The sequence below is a fragment of the Mycobacterium kyorinense genome (assembly GCF_001672775.1).
Taxonomy (GTDB): domain Bacteria; phylum Actinomycetota; class Actinomycetes; order Mycobacteriales; family Mycobacteriaceae; genus Mycobacterium; species Mycobacterium kyorinense_A.
Window position 1 is genome coordinate 66,436 of sequence record NZ_LZKJ01000045.1, and the last position, 21,719, is coordinate 88,154.

18 protein-coding genes are annotated in these 21,719 nt (G+C 67.6%); 14 read left to right on the forward strand and 4 right to left on the reverse strand.

What is annotated here, in order from left to right; all coding sequences use genetic code 11:
• The first annotated feature begins 87 nt into the window (after positions 1–87).
• From pheS to argH, 10 genes are all read left to right on the forward strand, one after another.
• Positions 88–1,131, forward strand: coding sequence for a phenylalanine--tRNA ligase subunit alpha (gene pheS, locus A5707_RS03800; RefSeq protein ID WP_065013174.1), 1,044 nt, complete (start codon positions 88–90; stop codon positions 1,129–1,131).
• Positions 1,131–3,617, forward strand: a complete 2,487-nt coding sequence (pheT, locus tag A5707_RS03805; protein WP_065013175.1) for a phenylalanine--tRNA ligase subunit beta — start codon at positions 1,131–1,133, stop codon at positions 3,615–3,617. Before pheS ends, pheT begins: the two co-directional genes overlap by 1 nt.
• A 125-nt stretch (positions 3,618–3,742) precedes the next feature.
• A complete protein-coding gene (gene argC / locus A5707_RS03810) occupies positions 3,743–4,789 on the forward strand; it encodes an N-acetyl-gamma-glutamyl-phosphate reductase (RefSeq protein ID WP_065013176.1) in 1,047 nt (348 codons plus the stop codon).
• The gene (gene argJ / locus A5707_RS03815; protein ID WP_065013177.1) at positions 4,786–6,012 is read left to right on the forward strand and encodes a bifunctional glutamate N-acetyltransferase/amino-acid acetyltransferase ArgJ; all 1,227 of its coding nucleotides are present in this window, start codon (positions 4,786–4,788) and stop codon (positions 6,010–6,012) included. The genes argC and argJ overlap by 4 nt, the downstream gene beginning before the upstream one ends.
• 46 nt (positions 6,013–6,058) lie before the next feature.
• Positions 6,059–6,940, forward strand: coding sequence for an acetylglutamate kinase (argB, locus tag A5707_RS03820; RefSeq protein WP_065013178.1), 882 nt, complete (start codon positions 6,059–6,061; stop codon positions 6,938–6,940).
• On the forward strand, positions 6,937–8,127 hold the full coding sequence (locus A5707_RS03825; RefSeq protein ID WP_065013179.1) for an acetylornithine transaminase: 1,191 nt from the start codon (positions 6,937–6,939) through the stop codon (positions 8,125–8,127). Before argB ends, A5707_RS03825 begins: the two co-directional genes overlap by 4 nt.
• Positions 8,124–9,050 (forward strand): ornithine carbamoyltransferase, encoded by a 927-nt coding sequence (gene argF / locus A5707_RS03830; protein ID WP_065013180.1) that lies wholly within the window; start codon positions 8,124–8,126, stop codon positions 9,048–9,050. Before A5707_RS03825 ends, argF begins: the two co-directional genes overlap by 4 nt.
• Positions 9,047–9,541 carry an arginine repressor gene (locus tag A5707_RS03835; protein ID WP_065013181.1) on the forward strand — a complete coding sequence of 165 codons (495 nt, stop codon included), beginning with the start codon at positions 9,047–9,049 and terminating at the stop codon, positions 9,539–9,541. Before argF ends, A5707_RS03835 begins: the two co-directional genes overlap by 4 nt.
• A 17-nt stretch (positions 9,542–9,558) precedes the next feature.
• Positions 9,559–10,755, forward strand: coding sequence for an argininosuccinate synthase (locus tag A5707_RS03840; protein WP_065013182.1), 1,197 nt, complete (start codon positions 9,559–9,561; stop codon positions 10,753–10,755).
• An 88-nt stretch (positions 10,756–10,843) separates the two neighbouring features.
• Positions 10,844–12,250: an argininosuccinate lyase gene (gene argH / locus A5707_RS03845; protein WP_065013183.1), complete on the forward strand. Its 1,407-nt coding sequence runs from the start codon at positions 10,844–10,846 to the stop codon at positions 12,248–12,250.
• Here argH and A5707_RS03850 read toward each other — a convergent pair.
• Positions 12,247–14,010 (reverse strand): ABC-F family ATP-binding cassette domain-containing protein, encoded by a 1,764-nt coding sequence (locus A5707_RS03850; RefSeq protein WP_065013184.1) that lies wholly within the window; start codon positions 14,008–14,010, stop codon positions 12,247–12,249. The genes argH and A5707_RS03850 overlap by 4 nt on opposite strands.
• Positions 14,011–14,061: 51 nt before the next feature.
• On the opposite strand from A5707_RS03850, the gene A5707_RS03855 reads away from it, so the two are divergent.
• Both A5707_RS03855 and A5707_RS03860 read left to right on the forward strand, forming a co-directional pair.
• A complete protein-coding gene (locus tag A5707_RS03855; RefSeq protein WP_156657536.1) occupies positions 14,062–17,079 on the forward strand; it encodes an acyl-CoA synthetase in 3,018 nt (1,005 codons plus the stop codon).
• On the forward strand, positions 17,076–17,288 hold the full coding sequence (locus A5707_RS03860) for a Trm112 family protein (RefSeq protein ID WP_065013186.1): 213 nt from the start codon (positions 17,076–17,078) through the stop codon (positions 17,286–17,288). The genes A5707_RS03855 and A5707_RS03860 overlap by 4 nt, the downstream gene beginning before the upstream one ends.
• On the opposite strand, the gene A5707_RS03865 is transcribed toward A5707_RS03860, so the two are convergent.
• The 3 genes from A5707_RS03865 to A5707_RS03875 are packed head-to-tail and all read right to left on the reverse strand — an operon-like array spanning position 17,254 to position 19,407.
• Entirely contained in the window at positions 17,254–17,874 is a 621-nt protein-coding gene (locus A5707_RS03865) for a TetR/AcrR family transcriptional regulator (protein WP_065013187.1), read from the reverse strand. The two genes, A5707_RS03860 and A5707_RS03865, sit on opposite strands and share 35 nt — an antisense overlap.
• A 4-nt stretch (positions 17,875–17,878) precedes the next feature.
• Positions 17,879–18,628 carry an ABC transporter permease gene (locus A5707_RS03870; protein ID WP_232000619.1) on the reverse strand — a complete coding sequence of 250 codons (750 nt, stop codon included), beginning with the start codon at positions 18,626–18,628 and terminating at the stop codon, positions 17,879–17,881.
• A gap of 14 nt (positions 18,629–18,642) precedes the next feature.
• Positions 18,643–19,407: an ABC transporter ATP-binding protein gene (locus A5707_RS03875; RefSeq protein WP_065013188.1), complete on the reverse strand. Its 765-nt coding sequence runs from the start codon at positions 19,405–19,407 to the stop codon at positions 18,643–18,645.
• Between the two features lie 56 nt (positions 19,408–19,463).
• Here A5707_RS03875 and A5707_RS03880 point away from each other — a divergent pair, with 56 nt between their 5' ends.
• Both A5707_RS03880 and tyrS read left to right on the forward strand, forming a co-directional pair.
• Complete coding sequence (locus tag A5707_RS03880) at positions 19,464–20,075, forward strand: DNA-3-methyladenine glycosylase (protein ID WP_065013189.1); 612 nt, start codon at positions 19,464–19,466, stop codon at positions 20,073–20,075.
• Positions 20,076–20,099: 24 nt separating this feature from the next.
• Positions 20,100–21,392 (forward strand): tyrosine--tRNA ligase, encoded by a 1,293-nt coding sequence (gene tyrS, locus A5707_RS03885; RefSeq protein WP_065013190.1) that lies wholly within the window; start codon positions 20,100–20,102, stop codon positions 21,390–21,392.
• Positions 21,393–21,719 lie beyond the last annotated feature (327 nt).

Consider the following 21,719-nt stretch of genomic DNA (forward strand, 5'->3'; position numbering starts at 1 on the left):
CGAAGAGGCGGACGAGTCCAATCACCTAAGATTTGCACTTGCGTCACACTCGTGCCGCGAACCGCCAGCCAAGGAGAGTGTCGCCGCGTGGGTGCCCAGCCCGTCGACTTATCGCCGGAGGCGTTGAGCCAAGCCGTCAACGCGGCACGGCGGGCCTTCGCCGCGGCAACCGATCTCGACGCGCTCGCACATGCCAAGACCGAGCACCTAGGCGACCGTTCGGCATTGGCGGTGGCCCGGCAGGCGCTGGCCGGTCTCCCTAAAGCCGATCGCGCTGACGCCGGCCGGCGTGTCAACAGCGCACGGGGCGAGGCCCAGGCCAGGTTCGAAGAGCGACTGACAGAACTGCGCGCCGAACGCGATGCGGCCGTGCTGGTCGCCGAGCAAATCGACGTGACGCTGCCCTCGACCCGCCAGCCCACCGGGGCCCGCCATCCCATCACGATTTTGGCCGAACACATCGCCGACACCTTCATCGCCATGGGGTGGGAGTTGGCCGACGGGCCGGAAGTCGAGACCGAGCAGTTCAACTTCGACGCGCTGAACTTTCCGGCGGATCATCCCGCGCGCAGCGAACAGGACACCTTCTACATCGCCCCGGAGGGTTCGCGGCAGTTGCTGCGCACCCATACCTCGCCGGTCCAGGTGCGCACGCTGCTGCAGCGTGAGCTGCCGGTGTACGTCATCTCGATCGGCCGCACCTTCCGCACCGACGAACTCGATGCCACGCATACACCGGTGTTCCATCAGGTGGAGGGCCTCGCGGTGGATCGAGGCCTGTCGATGGCCCACCTGCGCGGGACGCTGGACGCGTTCGCCCGGGCCGAGTTCGGCCCGTCCGCCCGCATCCGGATCCGCCCGCACTTCTTTCCCTTCACCGAGCCGTCGGCGGAGGTCGACGTGTGGTTCGCCGGCAAGAAGGGCGGCCCTGGCTGGGTGGAGTGGGGCGGCTGCGGCATGGTGAACCCAAATGTCTTGCGCGCCGCCGGTATTGACGCCGAGGTGTATACCGGCTTCGCATTCGGCATGGGGCTGGAGCGCACACTGCAGTTCCGCAACGGCATCCCCGACATGCGCGACATGGTCGAGGGCGATGTGCGGTTCTCGCTGCCATTCGGGGTCGGCGCCTGATGCGCGTCCCGTACAGCTGGCTGCGCGACGTTGTCGCCGTCGGAGCCCCGGATTGGGATGTATCGCCCGGCGAGCTCGAGGAGACGCTGGTCCGCATCGGCCACGAGGTCGAGGAGGTGATTTCGCTCGGCCCGGTCAGCGGACCGTTGACGGTCGGGCGCGTGGCCGACATCGAAGAGCTCACCGAATTCAAAAAGCCGATCCGCGCTTGCCGGGTCGACGTGGGGGAGAGTCAGCCTCGCGAAATCGTCTGCGGCGCCACGAATTTCGCGGCTGGGGACCTGGTGGTCGTGGCGCTACCCGGTACTGTGTTGCCCGGCGACTTCACGATCACTGCGCGCAAGACCTATGGCCGGACCTCTGACGGAATGATCTGCTCGGCCGCCGAATTGGGCTTGGCCGCCGAACATTCCGGCATCCTGGTGCTGCCGCCGGGCACCGCCGAGCCCGGAGCCGACGGCGCTGCAGTCCTTGGTCTCGACGACGTCGTCTTCCATTTGGCCATCACTCCGGACCGCGGCTACTGCATGTCGGTGCGCGGCCTGGCCCGCGAAATCGCCTGCGCCTACGACCTCGAATTCGTCGACCCGGCCGACGTGGCGCCGTTGCCGGTCCAGGGCGAGGCGTGGCCGCTGACAGTGCAGCCGGAGACCGGGGTTCGACGCTTCGCGTTGCGGCCGGTGACCGGCATCGATCCCGCCGCGGTGTCGCCGTGGTGGCTGCAGCGGCGTCTGCTGCTCTGCGGTATCCGCGCGATCTCGCCGGCCGTGGACGCCACCAATTACGTGATGCTCGAACTGGGCCATCCGATGCACGCCCATGACCGCAAGCGGGTCACCGGCGGCTTCGACGTGCGATTCGCCCGCCCGGGTGAGGCCGTGACCACCTTGGACGACGTCGAACGGCGACTCGAGCCGGCTGACGTGCTCATCGTCGACGAGGTCGCGACCGCGGCCATCGGCGGCGTGATGGGATCGGGCAGCACCGAGATGCGCGACGACTCGACCGACGTGCTGCTCGAGGCCGCGGTCTGGGATCCGGCGGCCGTCTCACGCACCCAACGGCGGCTGCATCTGCCCAGCGAGGCCGCCCGCCGCTACGAGCGTGCCGTCGACCCCGCGATCTCGGTGGCCGCGCTGGACCGCTGCGCGATGCTGCTCGCCGAGATCGCCGGCGGCGAGGTGGTTCCGACGCTGACCGACTGGCGCGGCGACCCCCCGGTCGAGGACTGGCGGCTGCCGCCGATCCGCATTGCCGCAGATCTGGCGGACCGCACCGCAGGGGTTCGATACCCGGGCGGCACCACCGCCCGACGCCTCAGGCAGATCGGTGCCACGGTGACCGGCGACGGCGACGTCCTGACCGTGACGCCGCCGAGTTGGCGACCCGACCTGCTGCAACCCGCCGACCTGGTTGAAGAGGTCCTCCGGCTGGAGGGCCTGGAGCCAATCCCGTCGATACTGCCAGCGGCGCCGGCCGGCCGCGGCCTCACCGCCACCCAGAAGCGGCGCCGTGCGGTCGGCACGTCGCTGGCGCTGTCGGGCTACGTCGAAATCCTTCCGACGCCATTTCTGTCCGCAGCGGTGTTCGACGCCTGGGGTCTACCCGCCGATGACCCACGGCGTATCACCACCCGGGTGCTCAACCCGCTGGAAGCCGACCGGCCGCACCTGGCCACCACGTTGCTGCCGGGGCTGCTGGAAGCCTTGGTGCGCAATGTGTCTCGGGGCATCGCCGATGTCGCGCTCTACGCCATCGCGCAGGTGGTCCAGCCGGCCGGGCCGCCCCGCGACGTCGAGCGCATCCCGGTGGATCGCCGCCCCACCGACGCCGAGATCGCTGCGCTGGACGCGTCGCTGCCGCGCCAGCCGCAGCACGTCGCCGCGGTACTGACCGGGCTGGCGGAGCCGCGCGGACCCTGGGGAGCCGGCCGGCCGGTGGAGGCTGCCGACGCATTCGAAGCGGTCCGGGTGATCGCCCGCGCCAGCGGGGTCGACGTGGCGTTTCGGACCGCCCGGTATCTGCCGTGGCATCCGGGCCGCTGCGCCGAGGTACTGGTCGGCGAGACCGTCATCGGCCACGCCGGCCAGCTGCACCCGGCGGTGATCGAGCGGTCGGGCCTGCCGAAGGGCACCTGCGCGGTTGAGCTGAACCTCGACGCGATGCCGATCGTCGAGGCGCTGCCGGCGCCGCGGGTATCGCCGTTCCCGGCGGTGTTCCAGGATGTCAGCCTGGTGGTCGACGCCGACGTCGCCGCCCAGGTGGTGATGGATGCGGTGCGCGACGGCGCAGGTGAGCTGTTGGAGGACATCCGGCTGTTCGATGTCTACACCGGCCCGCAACTCGGCGAAGCCCGCAAGTCGCTGACCTTCGCACTGCGGTTCCGTGCGCAAGACCGCACGCTGACCGAGGACGAAGCCAGCGCCGCGCGCGATGCCGCAGTACGCTGCGCCGCCGACCGGGTCGGCGCGGTGCTGCGGGGTTGAGCGCCCATTCCTTCTGCCGCGAGCGTGCGTGTTCCCGGCCGACACGCCGCCGAAATCACGTGTGTTGCGCACGCTCGCGGACACGGGAGGAATGAATTTGCATGGTGATGCATAGTCATGCAAGGATGCCTGGCATGACTATCCGGGTGGCGGTAGCCGGCGCTAGCGGCTACGCAGGCGGGGAGATCCTGCGGCTGCTGCTCGGGCACCCAGCCTATGCCGATGGCCGGCTGACGATTGGCGCACTCACCGCCGCAGCCAGCGCGGGCAGCACGCTGGCCGAACACCATCCGCACCTGATGCCCCTGGCGCAGCGGGTCCTGGAACCGACCGAGCCGGAGACACTGGGCGGCCACGATGTGGTGTTCCTGGCGCTGCCGCACGGACATTCGGCCGCGCTGGCCGAACAACTCGACGCCAACACGCTACTGGTGGACTGCGGCGCGGATTTTCGGCTCACCGACGCCGACGCCTGGCAGCGGTTCTACGGGTCCACGCATGCCGGCAGCTGGCCGTACGGACTGCCCGAGTTGCCCGGGGCGCGTGACCAACTGCGGGCAACCCGCCGGATCGCGGTACCCGGCTGCTATCCGACGGCTGCATTGCTGGCGCTGTTGCCCGCGGTGGCCGAGGACCTCGTCGACCCCGCGGTGACCGTGGTCGCCGTCAGCGGCACCTCCGGTGCCGGGCGGGCCGCCAAGACCGACCTGCTCGGGTCGGAGGTCATCGGTTCGGCGCGGGCCTACAACATCGCCGGAGCGCATCGGCATACACCAGAGATCGCGCAGGGCCTGAAGTTGGTGACTGACCGCGACGTCACCGTGTCGTTCACGCCGGTACTCATCCCGACCTCGCGGGGCATCCTGGCCACCTGCACCGCACCCACCCGTGCGCCGGTGTCGGAGTTACGCGCCGCCTATGAAAAGGCCTACGATGCCGAGCCTTTCGTCTTCCTGCTACCCGAAGGGCAGCTGCCGCGCACCGGCGCGGTGATCGGCAGCAACGCGGCACACATCGCGGTCGCGGTGGACGAGGACGCCGGGACGTTCATTGCGATCGCCGCGATCGACAACCTGGTCAAAGGTACCGGCGGCGCCGCGGTGCAGTCGATGAACCTGGCATTGGGTTGGCCTGAGTCAGAAGGACTTCCGGTGGTCGGGGTGGCGCCATGACCCGCACCGGCGACGACGTGACCGGCGCCCTGCGGCTGGTGCGCGCCCAGGGAGTGACCGCCCCGGCTGGCTTCCGCGCCACCGGAATTGCCGCCGGCATCAAGGCATCCGGCGCCCCCGACCTGGCGCTGGTATTCAACGAGGGCCCCGACTACGCAGCGGCCGGCGTGGTTACCCGCAATCAAGTCAAAGCCGCGCCGGTGCTGTGGACCCAGCAAGTGCTGACGACCGGCCGACTGCGTGCGGTGATCCTCAACTCCGGCGGGGCCAACGCCTGCACCGGACCGGCCGGCTTTCAAGACACCCACGCCACCGCCGAGGCCGTCGCGGCCGCATTGTCGGACTGGGGCACCGAAACCGGGGCCGTCGAGGTCGCGGTCTGTTCCACCGGGCTGATCGGCGACCGGCTGCCGATGGACAAGGTGCTCACCGGCGTCACCGAGATCGTGCACGAGCTGGCCGGCGGACTGACCGGCGGCGACGAAGCCGCCCGCGCCATCATGACCACCGACACCGTGCCCAAACAGGTGGCACTGCATCATAACGACAACTGGACCGTCGGCGGGATGGCCAAGGGCGCCGGCATGCTGGCCCCGTCGCTGGCCACCATGCTGTGTGTGCTCACCACCGACGCCGTCGTCGAGCCGGGAGCGCTCGACCAAGCGCTGCGCCGCGCCACTACGATCACCTTCGACCGTCTCGACATCGACGGCACCTGCTCGACCAATGACACCGTGCTGCTGCTGGCCTCCGGCGCCAGCGAAATCGCGCCCAGCCAAGCCGATCTCGACGATGCGGTGCTGCGGGTCTGCGACGACCTGTGCGCCCAGCTGCAGGCCGACGCAGAAGGCGTAACCAAGCGCATCACCGTGACGGTGGCCAGTGCCAGGACCGACGACGACGCGCTCAGCGCCGCCCGGCTGATCGCCCGCGACAGCCTGGTCAAGACGGCGCTGTTCGGCTCCGACCCGAACTGGGGCCGGGTGCTCGCCGCCGTCGGCATGGCGCCGTTCACCATCGACCCGAACCGGATCACGGTGTCGTTCAACGGTTCGGCAGTCTTCGCCGACGGCGCCGGGACGGCCGGCGCACGTGAGGTGGACCTCTCGGGTGCCGACATCTTTCTTGACGTCGACCTCGGTGCCGGCGATGCCACCGCCACCATCCGCACCACCGACTTGTCACACGGCTACGTCGACGAGAATTCGGCCTACAGCTCATGAGCGCCCCTCCTCCTCATCGCTTCGCTCTGCATCGTCGGCGGCGGTCATGACGACCAGCGAGCTCGCCACCCAGGTCAAAGCGCAGGTGCTGGCCGAAGCCCTGCCGTGGCTCAAGCAGCTGCACGGCAAGATCGTCGTCATCAAATACGGCGGCAACGCGATGACCGACGACACGCTCAAGCATGCGTTCGCCGCAGATATGGCATTTCTGCGGAACTGCGGCATCCATCCCGTCGTCGTGCACGGCGGCGGCCCGCAGATCAGCGACATGCTGCGGCGCCTCGGCGTGCCGGGGGATTTCAAGGGCGGCTTCCGGGTCACCACCCCCGAAGTGCTCGACGTCGCGCGCATGGTGCTGTTCGGCCAGGTGGGTCGCGAACTGGTCAACCTCATCAACGCCCACGGGCCCTACGCGGTCGGCATCACCGGCGAGGACGCGCAGCTGTTCACCGCGGTGCGGCGCAGCGTCACCGTCGACGGCGTGGCCACCGATATCGGGCTGGTCGGCAATGTCGATCACGTCAACACCGCCGCGGTGCTGGATCTCATTGCAGCCCGGCGTATTCCAGTAGTGTCGACCCTGGCGCCGGACGCCGACGGTGTCGTGCACAACATCAACGCCGACACCGCCGCGGCGGCGCTGGCCGAAGCGCTGGGAGCCGAAAAACTGTTGATGCTCACCGACGTCGAAGGGCTCTACACCCGCTGGCCCGACCGCACTTCGCTGGTCAGCGAAATCGACACGGCAACACTGGGGCAACTGTTGCCCGCACTGGAGGCCGGCATGATCCCGAAAGTCGAAGCCTGCCTGCGCGCCGTCGGCGGCGGCGTGCCCAGCGCACACGTCATCGACGGCCGCGTCGAGCACTGCGTGTTGGTGGAGTTGTTCACTGATGCCGGTACCGGCACCAAGGTGGTGAGCGCATGACCGATTCGCGCACAAACACCATGCAGCAGCGGTGGTCTGCGGTGATGATGAACAACTACGGCGTCCCGCCGGTCGCATTGGCCAGCGGCGACGGCGCGGTTGTCACCGACGTCGACGGCAACTCCTATCTGGATCTGCTCGGCGGGATCGCGGTCAACATCCTCGGGCACCGCCATCCGGCCGTCATCGACGCCGTCACCCGGCAGATGTCCACGCTGGGCCACACTTCCAACCTGTATGCCGCCGAACCCGGTATCGCGCTGGCCGAGGCATTGGTCGAATTGTTGGGCGCCGAAGCTCGGGTTTTCTTCTGCAACTCCGGTACCGAAGCCAACGAGCTGGCGTTCAAGCTGTCGCGGCTGACCGGACGCACGAAACTTGTTGCCGCGCAAGAAGCCTTCCACGGCCGCACGATGGGCTCGCTGGCGCTGACCGGCCAGCCGACCAAGCGAGCGCCGTTTGAGCCGCTGCCCGGTGACGTGACGCATGTGCCGTACGGCGACACCGACGCGCTGGCCGCCGCCGTCACCGACGAAACCGCCGCAGTGTTTTTGGAGCCGATCATGGGGGAGAGCGGTGTCGTTGTCCCACCGGACGGCTATCTCGTTGCGGCCCGGGACATTACGACCAAGCACGGCGCACTGCTTGTGCTCGACGAGGTGCAGACCGGGATGGGCCGCACCGGCGTATTTTTCGCCCACCAGCGCGACGGCATCATCCCCGATGTCGTGACGCTGGCCAAGGGGCTCGGCGGCGGGCTGCCGATCGGAGCGTGCCTGGCCGTCGGTCCGGCCGCACAGTTACTGACCCCGGGTCTGCACGGCAGCACCTTCGGAGGCAACCCGATCTGCGCGGCGGCGGCGCTGGCGGTCCTGCGCGTGCTGGCCGCCGACGATCTGGTGCGGCGCGCCGACGTGCTCGGTAAATCGTTGCGCCACGGCATCGAATCACTGGGCCACCCGCTGATCGATCACGTCCGCGGCCGTGGCCTGCTGTGCGGAATCGTGCTGACAGCGCCCAGCGCCAAGAACGTCGAGGTGGCCGCCCGCGCCGGTGGCTTCCTGGTGAACGCCGCAGCATCCGACGTCATCCGGTTGGCGCCGCCGTTGATCATCACCGAGCATCAACTCGACACCTTCGTCGCCGCGTTGCCGGGCATCTTGGACAGCGTCGGGGGAAGCGCATGACTCGGCATTTCCTGCGCGACGACGACCTGTCGCCGCAAGAACAGACCGAAGTCCTCGAGCTGGCCGCCGAGTTGAAGAAGGATCCGCTGAGCCGCCGGCCCCTGGAAGGGCCGCGGGGAGTCGCGGTCATCTTCGACAAGAACTCGACCCGTACCCGGTTCTCGTTCGAGATGGGGATCGCGCAGCTGGGCGGGCACGCCGTCGTCGTCGACGGCCGCAGCACCCAGTTGGGGCGCGACGAGACTCTGGAAGACACCGGAAAGGTGTTGTCGCGCTACGTCGATGCGATCGTGTGGCGCACCTTCGGGCAGGACCGGCTGACCGCGATGGCCGCGACCGCGACGGTGCCGATCGTCAACGCGCTTTCCGACCAGTTCCATCCCTGCCAGGTATTGGCCGATTTGCAGACCATCGCCGAGCGAAAGGGCACGCTGCGCGGCTTGAAGCTGTCCTACTTCGGCGACGGCGCCAACAACATGGCCCACTCGCTGATCCTTGGCGGCGTCACCGCGGGCATGCAGGTCACGATCGCCGCTCCTGCGGCGTTCGCGCCCGATCAGACGGTACTGACCGCCGCCGAGGAGCGTGCGGCGGCCACCGGCGCGTCGGTGACGGTCACCGCCGACGCCGACGCGGCAGCGACGGGCGCCGATGTGCTCGTCACCGACACCTGGACATCGATGGGGCAGGAAGACGACGGGCTCGATCGGGTGCAGCCGTTCCGGCCATACCAGGTCAACACCGGCCTCGTGAGCCGGGCCGACCCCGAAGTCGTTGTGCTGCATTGCCTTCCGGCGCACCGCGGCGAGGAGATCACCGACGAGGTGATGGACGGACCGCACAGCGCGGTGTGGGACGAGGCCGAAAACCGGTTGCATGCCCAGAAAGCGCTGCTGGTGTGGCTGCTGGAGCAGTCGCGATGACCCGGTCGAAAGCGGCAGCTGAAGTCACCCGCGCCGGCCGGCAGGCCCGCATCGTGGCGATCCTGTCGTCGGCCCCGGTCCGCAGCCAAGGGGAGCTGGCCGGGCTGCTGGCCGCCGAGGGCATCGAGGTCACCCAGGCCACGTTGTCGCGGGACTTGGAAGAGCTCGGCGCGGTGAAGCTGCGCGGCGCCGACGGCGGTGTGGGCGTCTACATGGTGCCCGAGGACGGCAGCCCGCTGCGCGGGGTATCCGGCGGCACCGGGCGGCTGTCGCGGCTGCTCAGCGAGCTGCTGGTGTCCACCGACGCCACCGGAAACCTCGCGGTGCTGCGCACCCCGCCCGGCGCGGCGGACTACCTGGCCAGCGCGATCGACCGGGCAGCGTTACCCTACGTCGTCGGCACCATCGCCGGCGACGACACGATCTTTGTGGCCGCACGCGAACCGATGACTGGCGCCGAGCTGGCCACCGTTATCGAAAACCTCAAGTGATATAAGGAGATTGGTTCATGTCCGAGCGCGTCATCCTGGCGTATTCCGGCGGTTTGGACACCTCCGTGGCGATCAGCTGGATCGGCAAGGAGACCGGCCGGGAGGTCGTCGCGGTCGCGATAGACCTGGGTCAGGGCGGCGAGGACATGGAGGTGGTGCGCCAACGCGCATTGGACTGTGGGGCGGTGGAAGCGGTCGTCGTCGACGCCCGCGATGAGTTCGCCGAGGGCTACTGTCTGCCCACCATCCAGTCGAACGCGCTGTACATGGACCGCTATCCGCTGGTGTCGGCGATCAGCCGGCCGCTGATCGTCAAACACCTGGTCACGGCAGCACGCGAGCACGGCGGCAGCATCGTCGCGCACGGGTGCACCGGCAAAGGCAACGACCAGGTGCGCTTCGAGGTCGGGTTCGCTTCGTTGGCACCGGATTTGGAGGTATTGGCGCCGGTGCGTGACTACGCCTGGACACGAGAGAAGGCCATCGCGTTCGCCGAGGAGAACGCCATCCCGATCAACGTCACCAAGCGATCGCCGTTCTCCATCGACCAGAACGTCTGGGGCCGGGCGGTGGAAACGGGCTTCCTCGAACACTTGTGGAACGCGCCCACCAAAGACGTCTACGACTACACCGAAGATCCCACGCTCAACTGGAACACCCCCGACGAGGTCATCGTTGGGTTCGAACGCGGTGTGCCGGTGTCCATCGACGACAAGCCGGTGTCGGTGCTACAGGCCATCGAAGAACTCAACACCCGCGCGGGTGCCCAGGGCGTGGGGCGGCTCGACGTCGTCGAGGACCGGCTGGTGGGAATCAAGAGCCGCGAAATCTATGAAGCCCCGGGCGCGATGGTGCTCATCACCGCGCACACCGAGCTCGAGCACGTCACCCTCGAGCGTGAGCTGGGGCGGTTCAAGCGGCAAACCGATCAGCGCTGGGCCGAACTCGTCTACGACGGATTGTGGTATTCGCCGTTGAAGACGGCGCTGGAGAGCTTTGTCGCCACGACGCAGCAGCACGTGACCGGTGAGGTTCGAATGGTGCTGCACGGCGGGCACATTGCGGTCAATGGTCGACGCAGCGCGCAGTCCCTGTATGACTTCAACCTGGCCACCTACGACGAGGGCGACAGTTTCGACCAGTCCAAAGCGAAGGGATTCGTCTACGTGCACGGGTTGTCGTCCAAGATCGCTGCCCGCCGGGACCTGGGGTGACACGTTCCCCGCGAGCGTGCGTGTCCCCGGGCGACACGCCGAGCGTGTCGCCGGGTTTACGCACGCTCGCGCCAAAGGCGGCCATCCGATGAGCACTCGCGAGGGATCGCTGTGGGGCGGGCGGTTTGCCGACGGCCCAGCCGACGCGCTGGCGGCGCTGAGCCGATCCACTCACTTCGACTGGGCGCTGGCCCCCTACGACCTTGCCGCGTCGCGGGCGCACACCCGGGTGCTGTCCCGGGCCGGCCTGCTCACCGACGAGCAGCGCGACGGGCTGCTGGCCGGGCTGGACAGCCTCGCGCAGGACGTGGCCGACGGCAGCTTTGGCCCGCTGCCCAGCGACGAGGACGTGCATGCCGCGCTGGAGCGCGGCCTGATCGAGCGGATCGGCCCGGAACTGGGCGGCCGGCTGCGGGCCGGACGATCGCGAAACGACCAGGTGGCCACGCTGTTTCGGATGTGGCTACGTGATGCCGCCCGCCGGGTCGCCGCAGGCGCGCTCGAGGTCGTCGACGCCCTGGCCGCCCAGGCGGGCGCGCACCCAACCGCGATCATGCCCGGCAAAACACACCTCCAGTCCGCCCAACCGATCCTGCTGGCCCACCATCTGCTCGCCCACGCTCATCCGTTGCTGCGTGACGTAGACCGGATCGTCGACCTCGACAAGCGCACCGCGGTGTCCCCGTACGGCTCGGGAGCATTGGCCGGCTCATCGCTAGGACTCGATCCGGACGCCATCGCCGACGAACTGGGCTTCGCCGCCGCCGCCGACAACTCCATCGACGGCACGGCCGCAAGGGATTTCGCTGCCGAGGCCGCATTCGTGTTCGCGATGATCGCCGTCGACCTGTCGCGCCTGGCCGAGGACATCATCATCTGGAGCTCAACCGAATTCGGTTACGTGACCTTGCACGACTCATGGTCGACGGGCAGCTCGATCATGCCCCAAAAGAAGAACCCCGACATCGCCGAGTTGGCCCGCGGAAAATCCGGTCGGCTGATCGGCAACCTGGCCGGGCTGTTGGCAACGCTGAAGGCGCAACCACTGGCCTACAACCGTGACCTGCAGGAGGACAAGGAGCCGGTGTTCGACTCGGTGGCACAGCTGGAACTGTTGCTTCCAGCAATGGCGGGCCTGCTGGGCAGCCTGACATTCGATGTCGAGCGGATGGCGGCGTTGGCCCCGGCCGGCTACACATTGGCTACCGATATCGCTGAATGGCTGGTGCGCCAAGGTGTTCCGTTCCGGGTGGCGCACGAGGCGGCGGGTGCGGCGGTACGAGCCGCCGAGCAGCGTGGTGTCGGGCTGGAAGCGTTGACCGACGACGAGTTGGCCGCGATCAGCACCGCATTGACCCCACAAGTGCGCGAAGTGCTCACCATCGAGGGTTCGGTGTCCTCGCGCGACGCCCGCGGTGGCACGGCGCCGATCCAAGTTGCCAAGCAACTCGACGCGGTTCGCGATGCCGCCGACCGGCTGAGGCAGCGCCTCTAACTGTCCTCCACCAACTCGGACAACTCCAGCCAGCGGCTCTCCATCGCAGCAACCTCGTCTTCCAGACCGCGCAGATCCTGGGTCAGCCGGCTCAGGCCGACGTGGTCGGCCTGGTCATGCTCGGCGAGTTCGACGTGTTTGGCGGCGATCCGCTCGGCCAGCCGCGTGAGGCTGCGGTCGATCGCCGCGATCTCCTTCTGCAGGGCGCGTAATTCGGCGCCCGACGCCGATTTTCGGGGGGCAGGTGCGCGACGTTGCACCGCGCTGGCCAGCCGCAGGTATTCGTCGACGCCGCCGGGCAGATGCCGCAGCCGGCCATCCAGGATCGCATACTGCTGATCGGTGACCCGCTCGAGCAGATAGCGGTCATGGGAGACGACGATCAGTGTCCCCGGCCAGGAATCCAGCAGATCCTCGGTGGCCGCCAGCATGTCGGTGTCCACGTCGTTGGTGGGTTCGTCGAGCAGCAGCACGTTCGGCTCGGCCAGCAGCGTGAGCATCAGCTGCAGCCGCCGGCGCTGCCCGCCGGAGAGTTCACCGACCCGCGCGGACAATTGGTCACGGCCGAATCCCAGCCGCTCCAACAGCTGCGCCGGGCTGACCTCGCGACCATCGACCTGATAGCCGCTGCGCAGCGTGCCGAGCACATCGGCAACCCGTTCGTCCGCCCGCGGCGCCAGCGCGTCACCCTGCTGATCCAATATCCCCAGCTGAACCGTCTTGCCCCGCTTGACCTTTCCCTCAGTGGGTAAAACCGTGCCGGCGATGAGCCCCAGCAACGTGGATTTTCCGGCGCCGTTGGCGCCGACGATGCCGCTGCGTTCGCCGGGGCCGATCCGCCATTCGATGTCGCGCAGCACCGATCGCCCGTCGAAGCACACCGACACGTCGAGCAGATCGATCACGTCCTTGCCCAGCCGGGCGGTTGCCAACTTGGCCAGCTCGACGGTCTCGCGCAGCGGAGGCACGTCGGCGATCAACTGGTTGGCCGCCTCGATGCGAAATTTGGGTTTCGACGTGCGCGCCGGCGCGCCGCGGCGCAGCCAGGCCAACTCTTTGCGCATCAGGTTCTGCCGCTTGGCCTCGGCGACGGCGGCGCGACGGTCCCGCTCGACGCGCTGCAGCACATAGGCGGCGTAGCCGCCGTCGAACGGCTCGACCGTTGCGTCGTGCACTTCCCACGTCGTGGTGGCCACCTCGTCGAGAAACCAACGGTCGTGGGTCACCAGCAGCAGCCCGCCGGTATTGCGGGCCCAGCGCTGCCGCAGATGGCCGGCCAACCAGGTGATGCCTTCGATGTCAAGATGATTGGTGGGCTCGTCCAACGCGATGACATCCCACTCGCCGACCAGCAACGCGGCCAGTTGCACCCGTCGCCGCTGCCCGCCCGAGAGTGTGGCAACCGTTGCATCCCAATCGATGTCGGACATCAGGCCGCTGACCACGTCGCGGATCCGGGCGTTGCCTGCCCATTCGTGGTCGGGCCGGTCACCGACCAGCGTCGCGCCGACGGTGCCGGCCGGGTCGAGTGTGTCGGCCTGGCTTAGCGCACCGATCCGCAGCCCGCTGCGTTGAGTGACCCTGCCGGAGTCTGGTTGCAGCTGGCCGGTCAGCAGTGCCAGCAGGGTGGATTTGCCGTCCCCATTGCGTCCCACGATGCCGATCCGGTCGCCGTCGCTCACTCCCACAGTCAGCGACTCGAAGACCACCTGAGTCGGATATTCCAGGTGCACGGTCTCGGCTCCGAGCAGGTGCGCCACCGGCCCGAGACTAGCTGTAACAGCCCCAAAGCTGCGGGCGCGGCCCTGGTGATGTGCCAGAATGTGCAGGCAATCACGGGAGTAGCGGTGGATTTGAATTTCTCAGCGGTCACGCGACCGGTCACCCGACCGGTCGAGCGCCTGATGGCGACGGCGCAGAACGGCCTGGAGGTCTTGCGACTCGGCGGTCTGGAGACCGGGACGGTCCCGTCGCCCTTCCAGGTCGTCGAGAGCGTGCCGATGTACAAGCTCCGACGGTACTTCCCGCCGGACAACCGGCCCGGGCAGCCGCCCGCGGGTCCGCCGGTGCTGCTGGTGCACCCGATGATGATGTCGGCGAATATGTGGGACGTCACCAGGGCCGAGGGCGCGGTAGGCATCCTGCACGCTGCGGGCCTGGACCCCTGGGTCATCGACTTCGGCTCGCCCGACAAGGTCGAGGGCGGCATGCGCCGCAACCTCGCCGACCACATCGTCGCGCTCAGCGAGGCTGTCGACACGACTGCAGAGGCCACCGGGCAGGACGTGCACCTGGTCGGATATTCGCAAGGCGGGATGTTCTGCTATCAGGCCGCGGCGTATCGCCGGTCGAAAAACATCGCCAGCATCGTGGCGTTCGGGTCCCCGGTCGACACTCTGGCCGCGCTGCCGATGGGTGTTCCCCCGAATCTGGCCCAAGTCACCGCCAACTTCATGGCCGATCACGTCTTCAACCGGCTCGATATTCCAAGTTGGTTGGCCCGCACGGGGTTTCAGCTGATGGATCCGCTCAAGACAGCTAAAGCCCGGCTGGACTTCGTCCGGCAGCTCCACGATCGCGAGGCGTTGCTGCCGCGCGAAGCACAACGCAGGTTCTTGGAGTCTGAGGGCTGGATCGCCTGGTCGGGACCCGCAGTCTCCGAGCTGCTCAAGCAGTTCATCGCGCACAACCGGATGATGACCGGCGGTTTCGCCATCAACGGGCAACTCGTGACCCTGACCGACATCACCTGTCCGGTGCTGGCCTTCGTCGGCGAGGTCGACGACATCGGGCAACCGCCCGCGGTGCGCGGCATCCGGCGCGCGGCGCCCAATGCCGAGGTATACGAGTACACCTTGCGAGCGGGTCACTTCGGGCTGGTAGTCGGATCCAAGGCCGCAGAACAAAGCTGGCCGACGGTTGCCGAGTGGGTGCGCTGGATTTCGGGACATTCCGCCAAGCCGGGCAGCATCGTCCCGATGGCCGACCAACCGGCCGAGCGCACCGACAGCGGGGTGGCCATCAGCTCCCGGGTGGCCCACAGCATCGGGGAGGCATCCGAAGTGGCGCTGGCGCTCGCCCGCGGTGCCGCCGATGCAGTGATTGCGGCCAACAAATCCGTGCGCACGCTGGCGGTGGAAACCGTGCGGACGTTGCCCCGACTGGCCCGGCTGGGTCAGATCAACGACCACACCCGCATCTCGCTGGGCAGGATCATCGGCGAGCAGGCCCACGACGCGCCCCAGGGTGAATTCCTGCTCTTCGACGGACGCGTCCACACCTACGAGGCGGTGAACCGCCGCATCGACAATGTCGTGCGCGGCCTCATCGAAGTCGGCGTGCGCCAAGGCGAACACGTCGGGGTGCTGATGGAGACCCGGCCCAGCGCGCTGGTCGCGATCGCCGCGTTGTCCCGGCTGGGCGCGGTCGCGGTGCTGATGCACCCCGACACCGATCTGGCCGCGGCGGTCCGGATCGGGGGAGTGACCGAGATCATCACCGATCCCACCCACTTGGAGACCGCGCGGCAATTGCCCGGCCAGATCCTGGTTCTCGGCGGAGGTGAAGCGCGCGATCTGCATCTGCCCGACGATGCCGGAGTCATCGACATGGAGCAGATCGATCCCGACGCTGTCGAGTTGCCGGGTTGGTATCGGCCCAATCCGGGGTTTGCGCGGGATCTGGCGTTCATCGCATTCAGTTCGGCCGGTGGCGAACTGGCCGCCAAGCAGATCACCAACTACCGCTGGGCGTTGTCGGCGTTCGGCACCGCCTCGACCGCCGCGCTCAGCCGCAGCGACACCGTGTACTGCCTGACACCGCTGCACCACGAGTCCGGACTGCTGGTGAGCTTGGGCGGAGCGGTGGTCGGCGGCGCCCGCATCGCCCTGTCGCGCGGGCTGAAACCGGACCGGTTCATCGCCGAGGTGCGCCAATACGGCGTGACCGTGGTTTCCTACACGTGGGCCATGCTGCGCGACGTCATCGACGACCCGGGTTTCGTGCTGCACGGCAACCATCCGGTGCGGCTGTTCATCGGTTCCGGCATGCCCACCGGGCTCTGGTGCCGCATCGTCGACGCATTCGCGCCCGCCCACGTCGTCGAGTTCTTCGCCACCACCGACGGGCAGGCGGTCCTGGCCAACGTGTCCGGCGCCAAGATCGGCAGCAAGGGCCGGCCCCTGCCAGGCGCAGGCAACGTCGAACTCGGCCTCTATGACGCCGAGCACGACCTCATCCTGGAGAACGAGGAGGGGTTCGTACAGGTCGCCGCCGCAGGGGAAGTCGGTGTGCTGCTGGCACAACCGCGCGGACCGATCGACCCGACCGCGTCGGTGAAGCGTGGCGTCTTCTCACCGGCTGACACCTGGATCTCCACCGAGTATCTGTTCCGGCGCGACTCCGACGGCGACTACTGGTTGATGGGCCGCCGCGGATCGGTGATTCGCACTGCGCGCGGCATGGTCTACTGCGAGCCGATCACCGATGCGCTCGGGCTCATCCCGGCGGTTGACCTCGCGGTGACGTACGGGGTGCCGGTGCGCGGCCAGTTCGTTGCCGTGTCGGCGGTGACTTTGCAAGCGGGATCGACGATCACGGCAGCGGACTTGACCGAGGCGATCGCGGCCATGGATGGTCCCGGGCCCGATATCGTGCACGTCGTCCCCGAGATGACGCTCAGTGCCAGCTACCGCCCGACCGTCAGCCCGTTGCGTGCAGCAGGCATACCCAAACCGGGGCGCCACGCCTGGTATTTCGACTCGGGCTCCAACGAGTTCCGGCGGCTGACCGGGGCGGTGCGGACCGAGTTGGCCGGTGCCCACGAATGATCGACCAGATGTTGCTGGACATTCTGGTCTGCCCCGCCGATCGCGGTCCGCTGCTGCTGATCGACCAGCTGCTCTACAACCCGCGGCTGCGCCGTGCTTACCGGATTGACGACGACATCCCGGTGCTGTTGATCGACGAGGCAACCGATGTCGACGACGACGAGCATGCCCGGCTCATGGCGCGGGCAGCTCAGGAAGATCCCCGGTGAGATAACGCTGCAGATTCGGCGCGATGGTTTCGGCGATCTGCTCGGCGGGCAACGACGCGAACGGCTGCAGCTCGAGGATGTAGCGGGCCATCAGCACACCGGCGACCTGCGACGCCACGAACTCCGCCCGGATGATTCCGGTCCCTGGCGGATCGTCTACCCGCGCGGCGATCTCTTCGATGATCACTTCGCGCAGAAACGACCGCACCAACCCGATGTCGGCGCCGGACAGCAGCGAGCGCACCGTCGCGATCATGCCGTTGCCCAGCTCGGAGTCCCACAGCGGCAACAGCAGCGACGGCAGCAGATAGCCGAGTCGCTCGACGGGTGCTTCGCGCAGCGGGCCGATGACCGTCAGCGGGTCGAACGGCAGGTCGATCGCGGCCGTGAACAGCTGCTCCTTGGTCCCGTAATAGTGATGTACCAGCGCCGAATCCACCTCGGCTGCTGCAGCCACCGCACGGATGGACGTCTTGTCAAAGCCGTTGCGGGCAAACAGCTCCCGGGCACTGGACAAGATGCGCTCCCGATTGCCGGAACCGCCTCGGGGACGCCCGGGCCGTCTTCGGCCCACGTTGGTAGCCAATGGATTACGCGGTCCGGCGACGCAACGTCGCGGCGGCCAGGCAGAGCGCTGCCAACGCAAAACCCAATACGACCAGAATGTCTCGCACCGCGACACCGGTCAGCTCGGGGTGCGTTCCTACTTGCTGCAGTGCCTCCAGGGCATAACTGGCCGGCATCACATTGCTGATCCACTCCAGCCATGTCGCCATGAGCGCTCGGGGAACGATGATGCCGGCCAGCAGCAGCTGCGGCACCATCACCAGCGGTATGAACTGCACGGCCTGAAACTCGGTGCGGGCGAACGCACTACAGAGCAGGCCGAGCCCGACGCCCAAGACCGCGTTGACAATCGCGATCAGGAACACCCATCCCGGATTGCCCGCGGTATCGAAACCGAGAAACCAAAACGACACGATGCACGCCAACACGGCTTGTATCGCAGCGGCAACCGAGAACGCGGTCCCGTAGGCGATCAGTAGGTCGAGGCGGCGCAGCGGCGTCGTCAGGATGCGCTCCAACGTTCCCGAGGCGCGTTCGCGCTGCATCGTGATCGACGTGATGATGAACATCAAAAAGAGGGGGAAGAGGCCCAGCAGGATCAGGCAGGCGTTGTTGAACGGTGTCGGAGCGCCCGGAGCATGCGGGGCGTCTTCGAACATGAAGTACATCAGCGTGATGACCAGCACCGGCACCAACAGGATCATCGCGACGCTGCGGCGGTCGGCGACCAATTGTCGCAGGATCCGCGCCGTGGTGGCGCGATACGCCTGCAGGAAACCTGCCGTTCCTACCCGGCTTGGCGCGCGGTGCTGCGTCTGATGATGGACAGAAACGCGTCCTCCAGTGACGTGCATGCGGTGTCCTCTCGTAACTGGGTCGGGGTGGTATGAGCGACTAACCGGCCTTCGCGCATCAGCAGCAGGTCACCGCAATGGTCGGCTTCGTCCATGACATGGCTGGAGACCAGCAGCGTGGTCCCGGAGCGGGCAAGGTCGGTGAACTGCTCCCACAGGTCTGCCCGCAGCACCGGATCCAGACCAACGGTGGGCTCGTCCAGGACCAGCAGCTCCGGCCGGCACACCAAGGCGCAGGCCAGTGAGACCCGGGTGCGCTGGCCGCCGGAAAGGTTTCCGCAGTAGGCGGTGCGGTGATTGGTCAGCCCCACTCGCTCGATGGCGGCATCGGCGGCCTGGTGGTCGAATCCGTACAGCGCCGCGAAGTAGCGGACGTTGTCGATGATCCGCAGGTCGTCGTAGATGGTGGGATCTTGGGGCATGTAGCCGACCCGTCGGCGCAGCGGGCCGGATCCCGCCGGCTTCCCGAGCACGCGCACAGCGCCCGACGTCACGATCTGGGTGCCGACGATGCACCGCATCAGGGTGGTCTTGCCGCACCCGGAGGGCCCCAGCAGCCCGGTGATGCTGCCGCGGGCGATCTGCACTGAAAAGTCTTGCAGCGCTGTGTGTTTGCCGCGGTTGACCCGTAGCTGCCGGATGTCGACGGCCGTGGCCGCGCCATCCGCGAATAATTCATCAGCTGATGAAGTCATCATGTGATGAATATCCGCCGTTGCCAGCCGCCTGTCAACCCTTGGGCAGAATCTGTTCGGTGAGCGCTGACCTACTGACTGTCGACCCCGTCGCGGCCGCGCGCCGACTGCTGGGCGCCACTCTGCTGGGCCGCGATGTCAGCGCGACGATCGTGGAGGTCGAGGCGTACGGCGGAGTTCCCGACGGACCGTGGCCGGATGCCGCAGCGCATTCCTATCGCGGGATCAGTGGCCGCAACGCAGTGATGTTCGGGCCGGCCGGCCGGCTCTACACCTATCGCAGTCATGGCATCCACGTCTGCGCCAACGTCGCGTGCGGCCCGGACGGGACAGCCGCCGCCGTGCTGCTCAGGGCGGCAGTGGTCGACGACGGCCTGGACGTGGCGCAGGCACGCCGCGGCGAGGCCGTGCGCAGCGTGGCGCTGGCCCGGGGGCCGGGAAACCTGTGTTCGGCGCTTGGCATCACGATGGATGACAACGGGCTCGATTTGTTCGACGGCGACAGTCCGGTGACGCTGCGGCTCAACGATGGCCTCGACGCGGTCAGCGGGCCCCGGGTCGGCGTCAGCAAGGCCGCCGACCGGCCCTGGCGGCTGTGGCTGCAGGGCCGACCCGAAGTTTCGGCGTACCGCCGCAGCCCACGAGCACCCGCCCCTGGGGCCAGCGACTAGCCGCGATCCTGGAAGATCTACCCCATGGCCCCCGAACCTTCTCGGTCATTGCCCATCCTGGACGAGTTGAGCTGGCGCGAGCTGATCGCCCAGTCCACCGACCTGGATGCGCTGGCCGCCGAAGCAGCGCGGGGACCGATCACGTTGTACGCCGGATTCGATCCGACGGCGCCGAGTCTGCACGCCGGGCACCTGGTGCCGCTGCTGGCGCTACGACGGTTCCAACGGGCCGGGCACCGTCCCATCGTCTTGGCGGGGGGAGCTACCGGCCTGATCGGCGACCCCCGGGACAGCGGTGAACGGGTGCTCAACACCACCGACATCGTCGTGGAATGGACCGACCGGATCCGCGGACAACTGGAACGCTTCGTTGACTTCGACGATTCACCGAAGGGCGCGATCGTCGAAAACAACGTCGAGTGGACCACCGCCATGTCGGCGATCGAGCTACTGCGCGATATCGGTAAGCACTTCTCGGTCAACGTGATGCTCGACCGCGACACTATTCGGCGACGGCTGGAGGGCGACGGGATCTCCTACACCGAGTTCAGCTACATGCTGTTGCAGGCCAACGACTTCGTCGAACTGCACCGACGCCATCATTGCGTGCTGCAGATCGGTGGTTCCGATCAGTGGGGCAACATCATCGCCGGCGTGCGACTGGTGCGTCAGAAGCGCAGCGCCAGCGTGCATGCTCTGACGGTGCCGTTGGTGACTACTGCCGACGGCACGAAATTCGGCAAGTCCACCGGCGGCGGCAACGTGTGGCTGGATCCGGAGATGACGACGCCGTACGCGTGGTACCAGTACTTCGTCAATACCGCCGACGCCGACGTCGTCCGCTACCTTCGCTGGTTCACGTTCCTAACAGCCCAGGAAGTTGCCGAGCTCGCCGAGGCCACCCAGTCGCGGCCGCAGGACCGTGCGGCTCAACGGCGATTGGCCCGTGAACTCACCACGCTGGTGCACGGCGAGGCAGCCGCTGATGCCGTCGAACATGCCAGCCGGGCCTTGTTCGGTCGTGGGGACCTGGCGCGTCTCGACGAGAACACCTTGACGGCCGCGCTGCGCGAAACTCTGGTGGCGGAGCTGAAGCCCGGCGCTTCGGACGGAATCGTCGAGTTGCTCGTCGCCACCGGCTTATGTCCAAGCAAGGGCGCAGCGCGGCGCACGATCGCCGAAGGCGGTGTCTCGGTCAACAACACCAAGGTCGACGACGAGGCCTGGGTTCCGCAGCCGCCCGACTTCCTGTATGGGCGGTGGCTGGTGCTGCGGCGCGGCAAGCGGAATATCGCTGGCGTGGAGCGGGTTCGATGACCGGCGCGAGCCGAAACCCGAGAACTAGCAGGGGATTTGACTCTCGGTTTGCCCTCGCGTAACTTGTGGGTTCGCGCTGCGGCTAGCCCGCAACGCGGCATCCCAGGGGAATACCTCCACTGTCGAGGACGTTCCACCTAGTCCGCTCTATCAATTCGCGGCCATGGTCGCGGGTTTGTTGCGCGGCCGCAGGGATGTGGTGTTGTTTGAGAACTCAATAGTGTGTTTGGTGGTTTTTGTTTGTTGTTGTTTTTTTTGCCATGCCCTTTGGCCGTCCCGTGGTTGGGGGTGTGGTGTTTTTGATGCCAGTTTTTGGTGTCTTGCTTT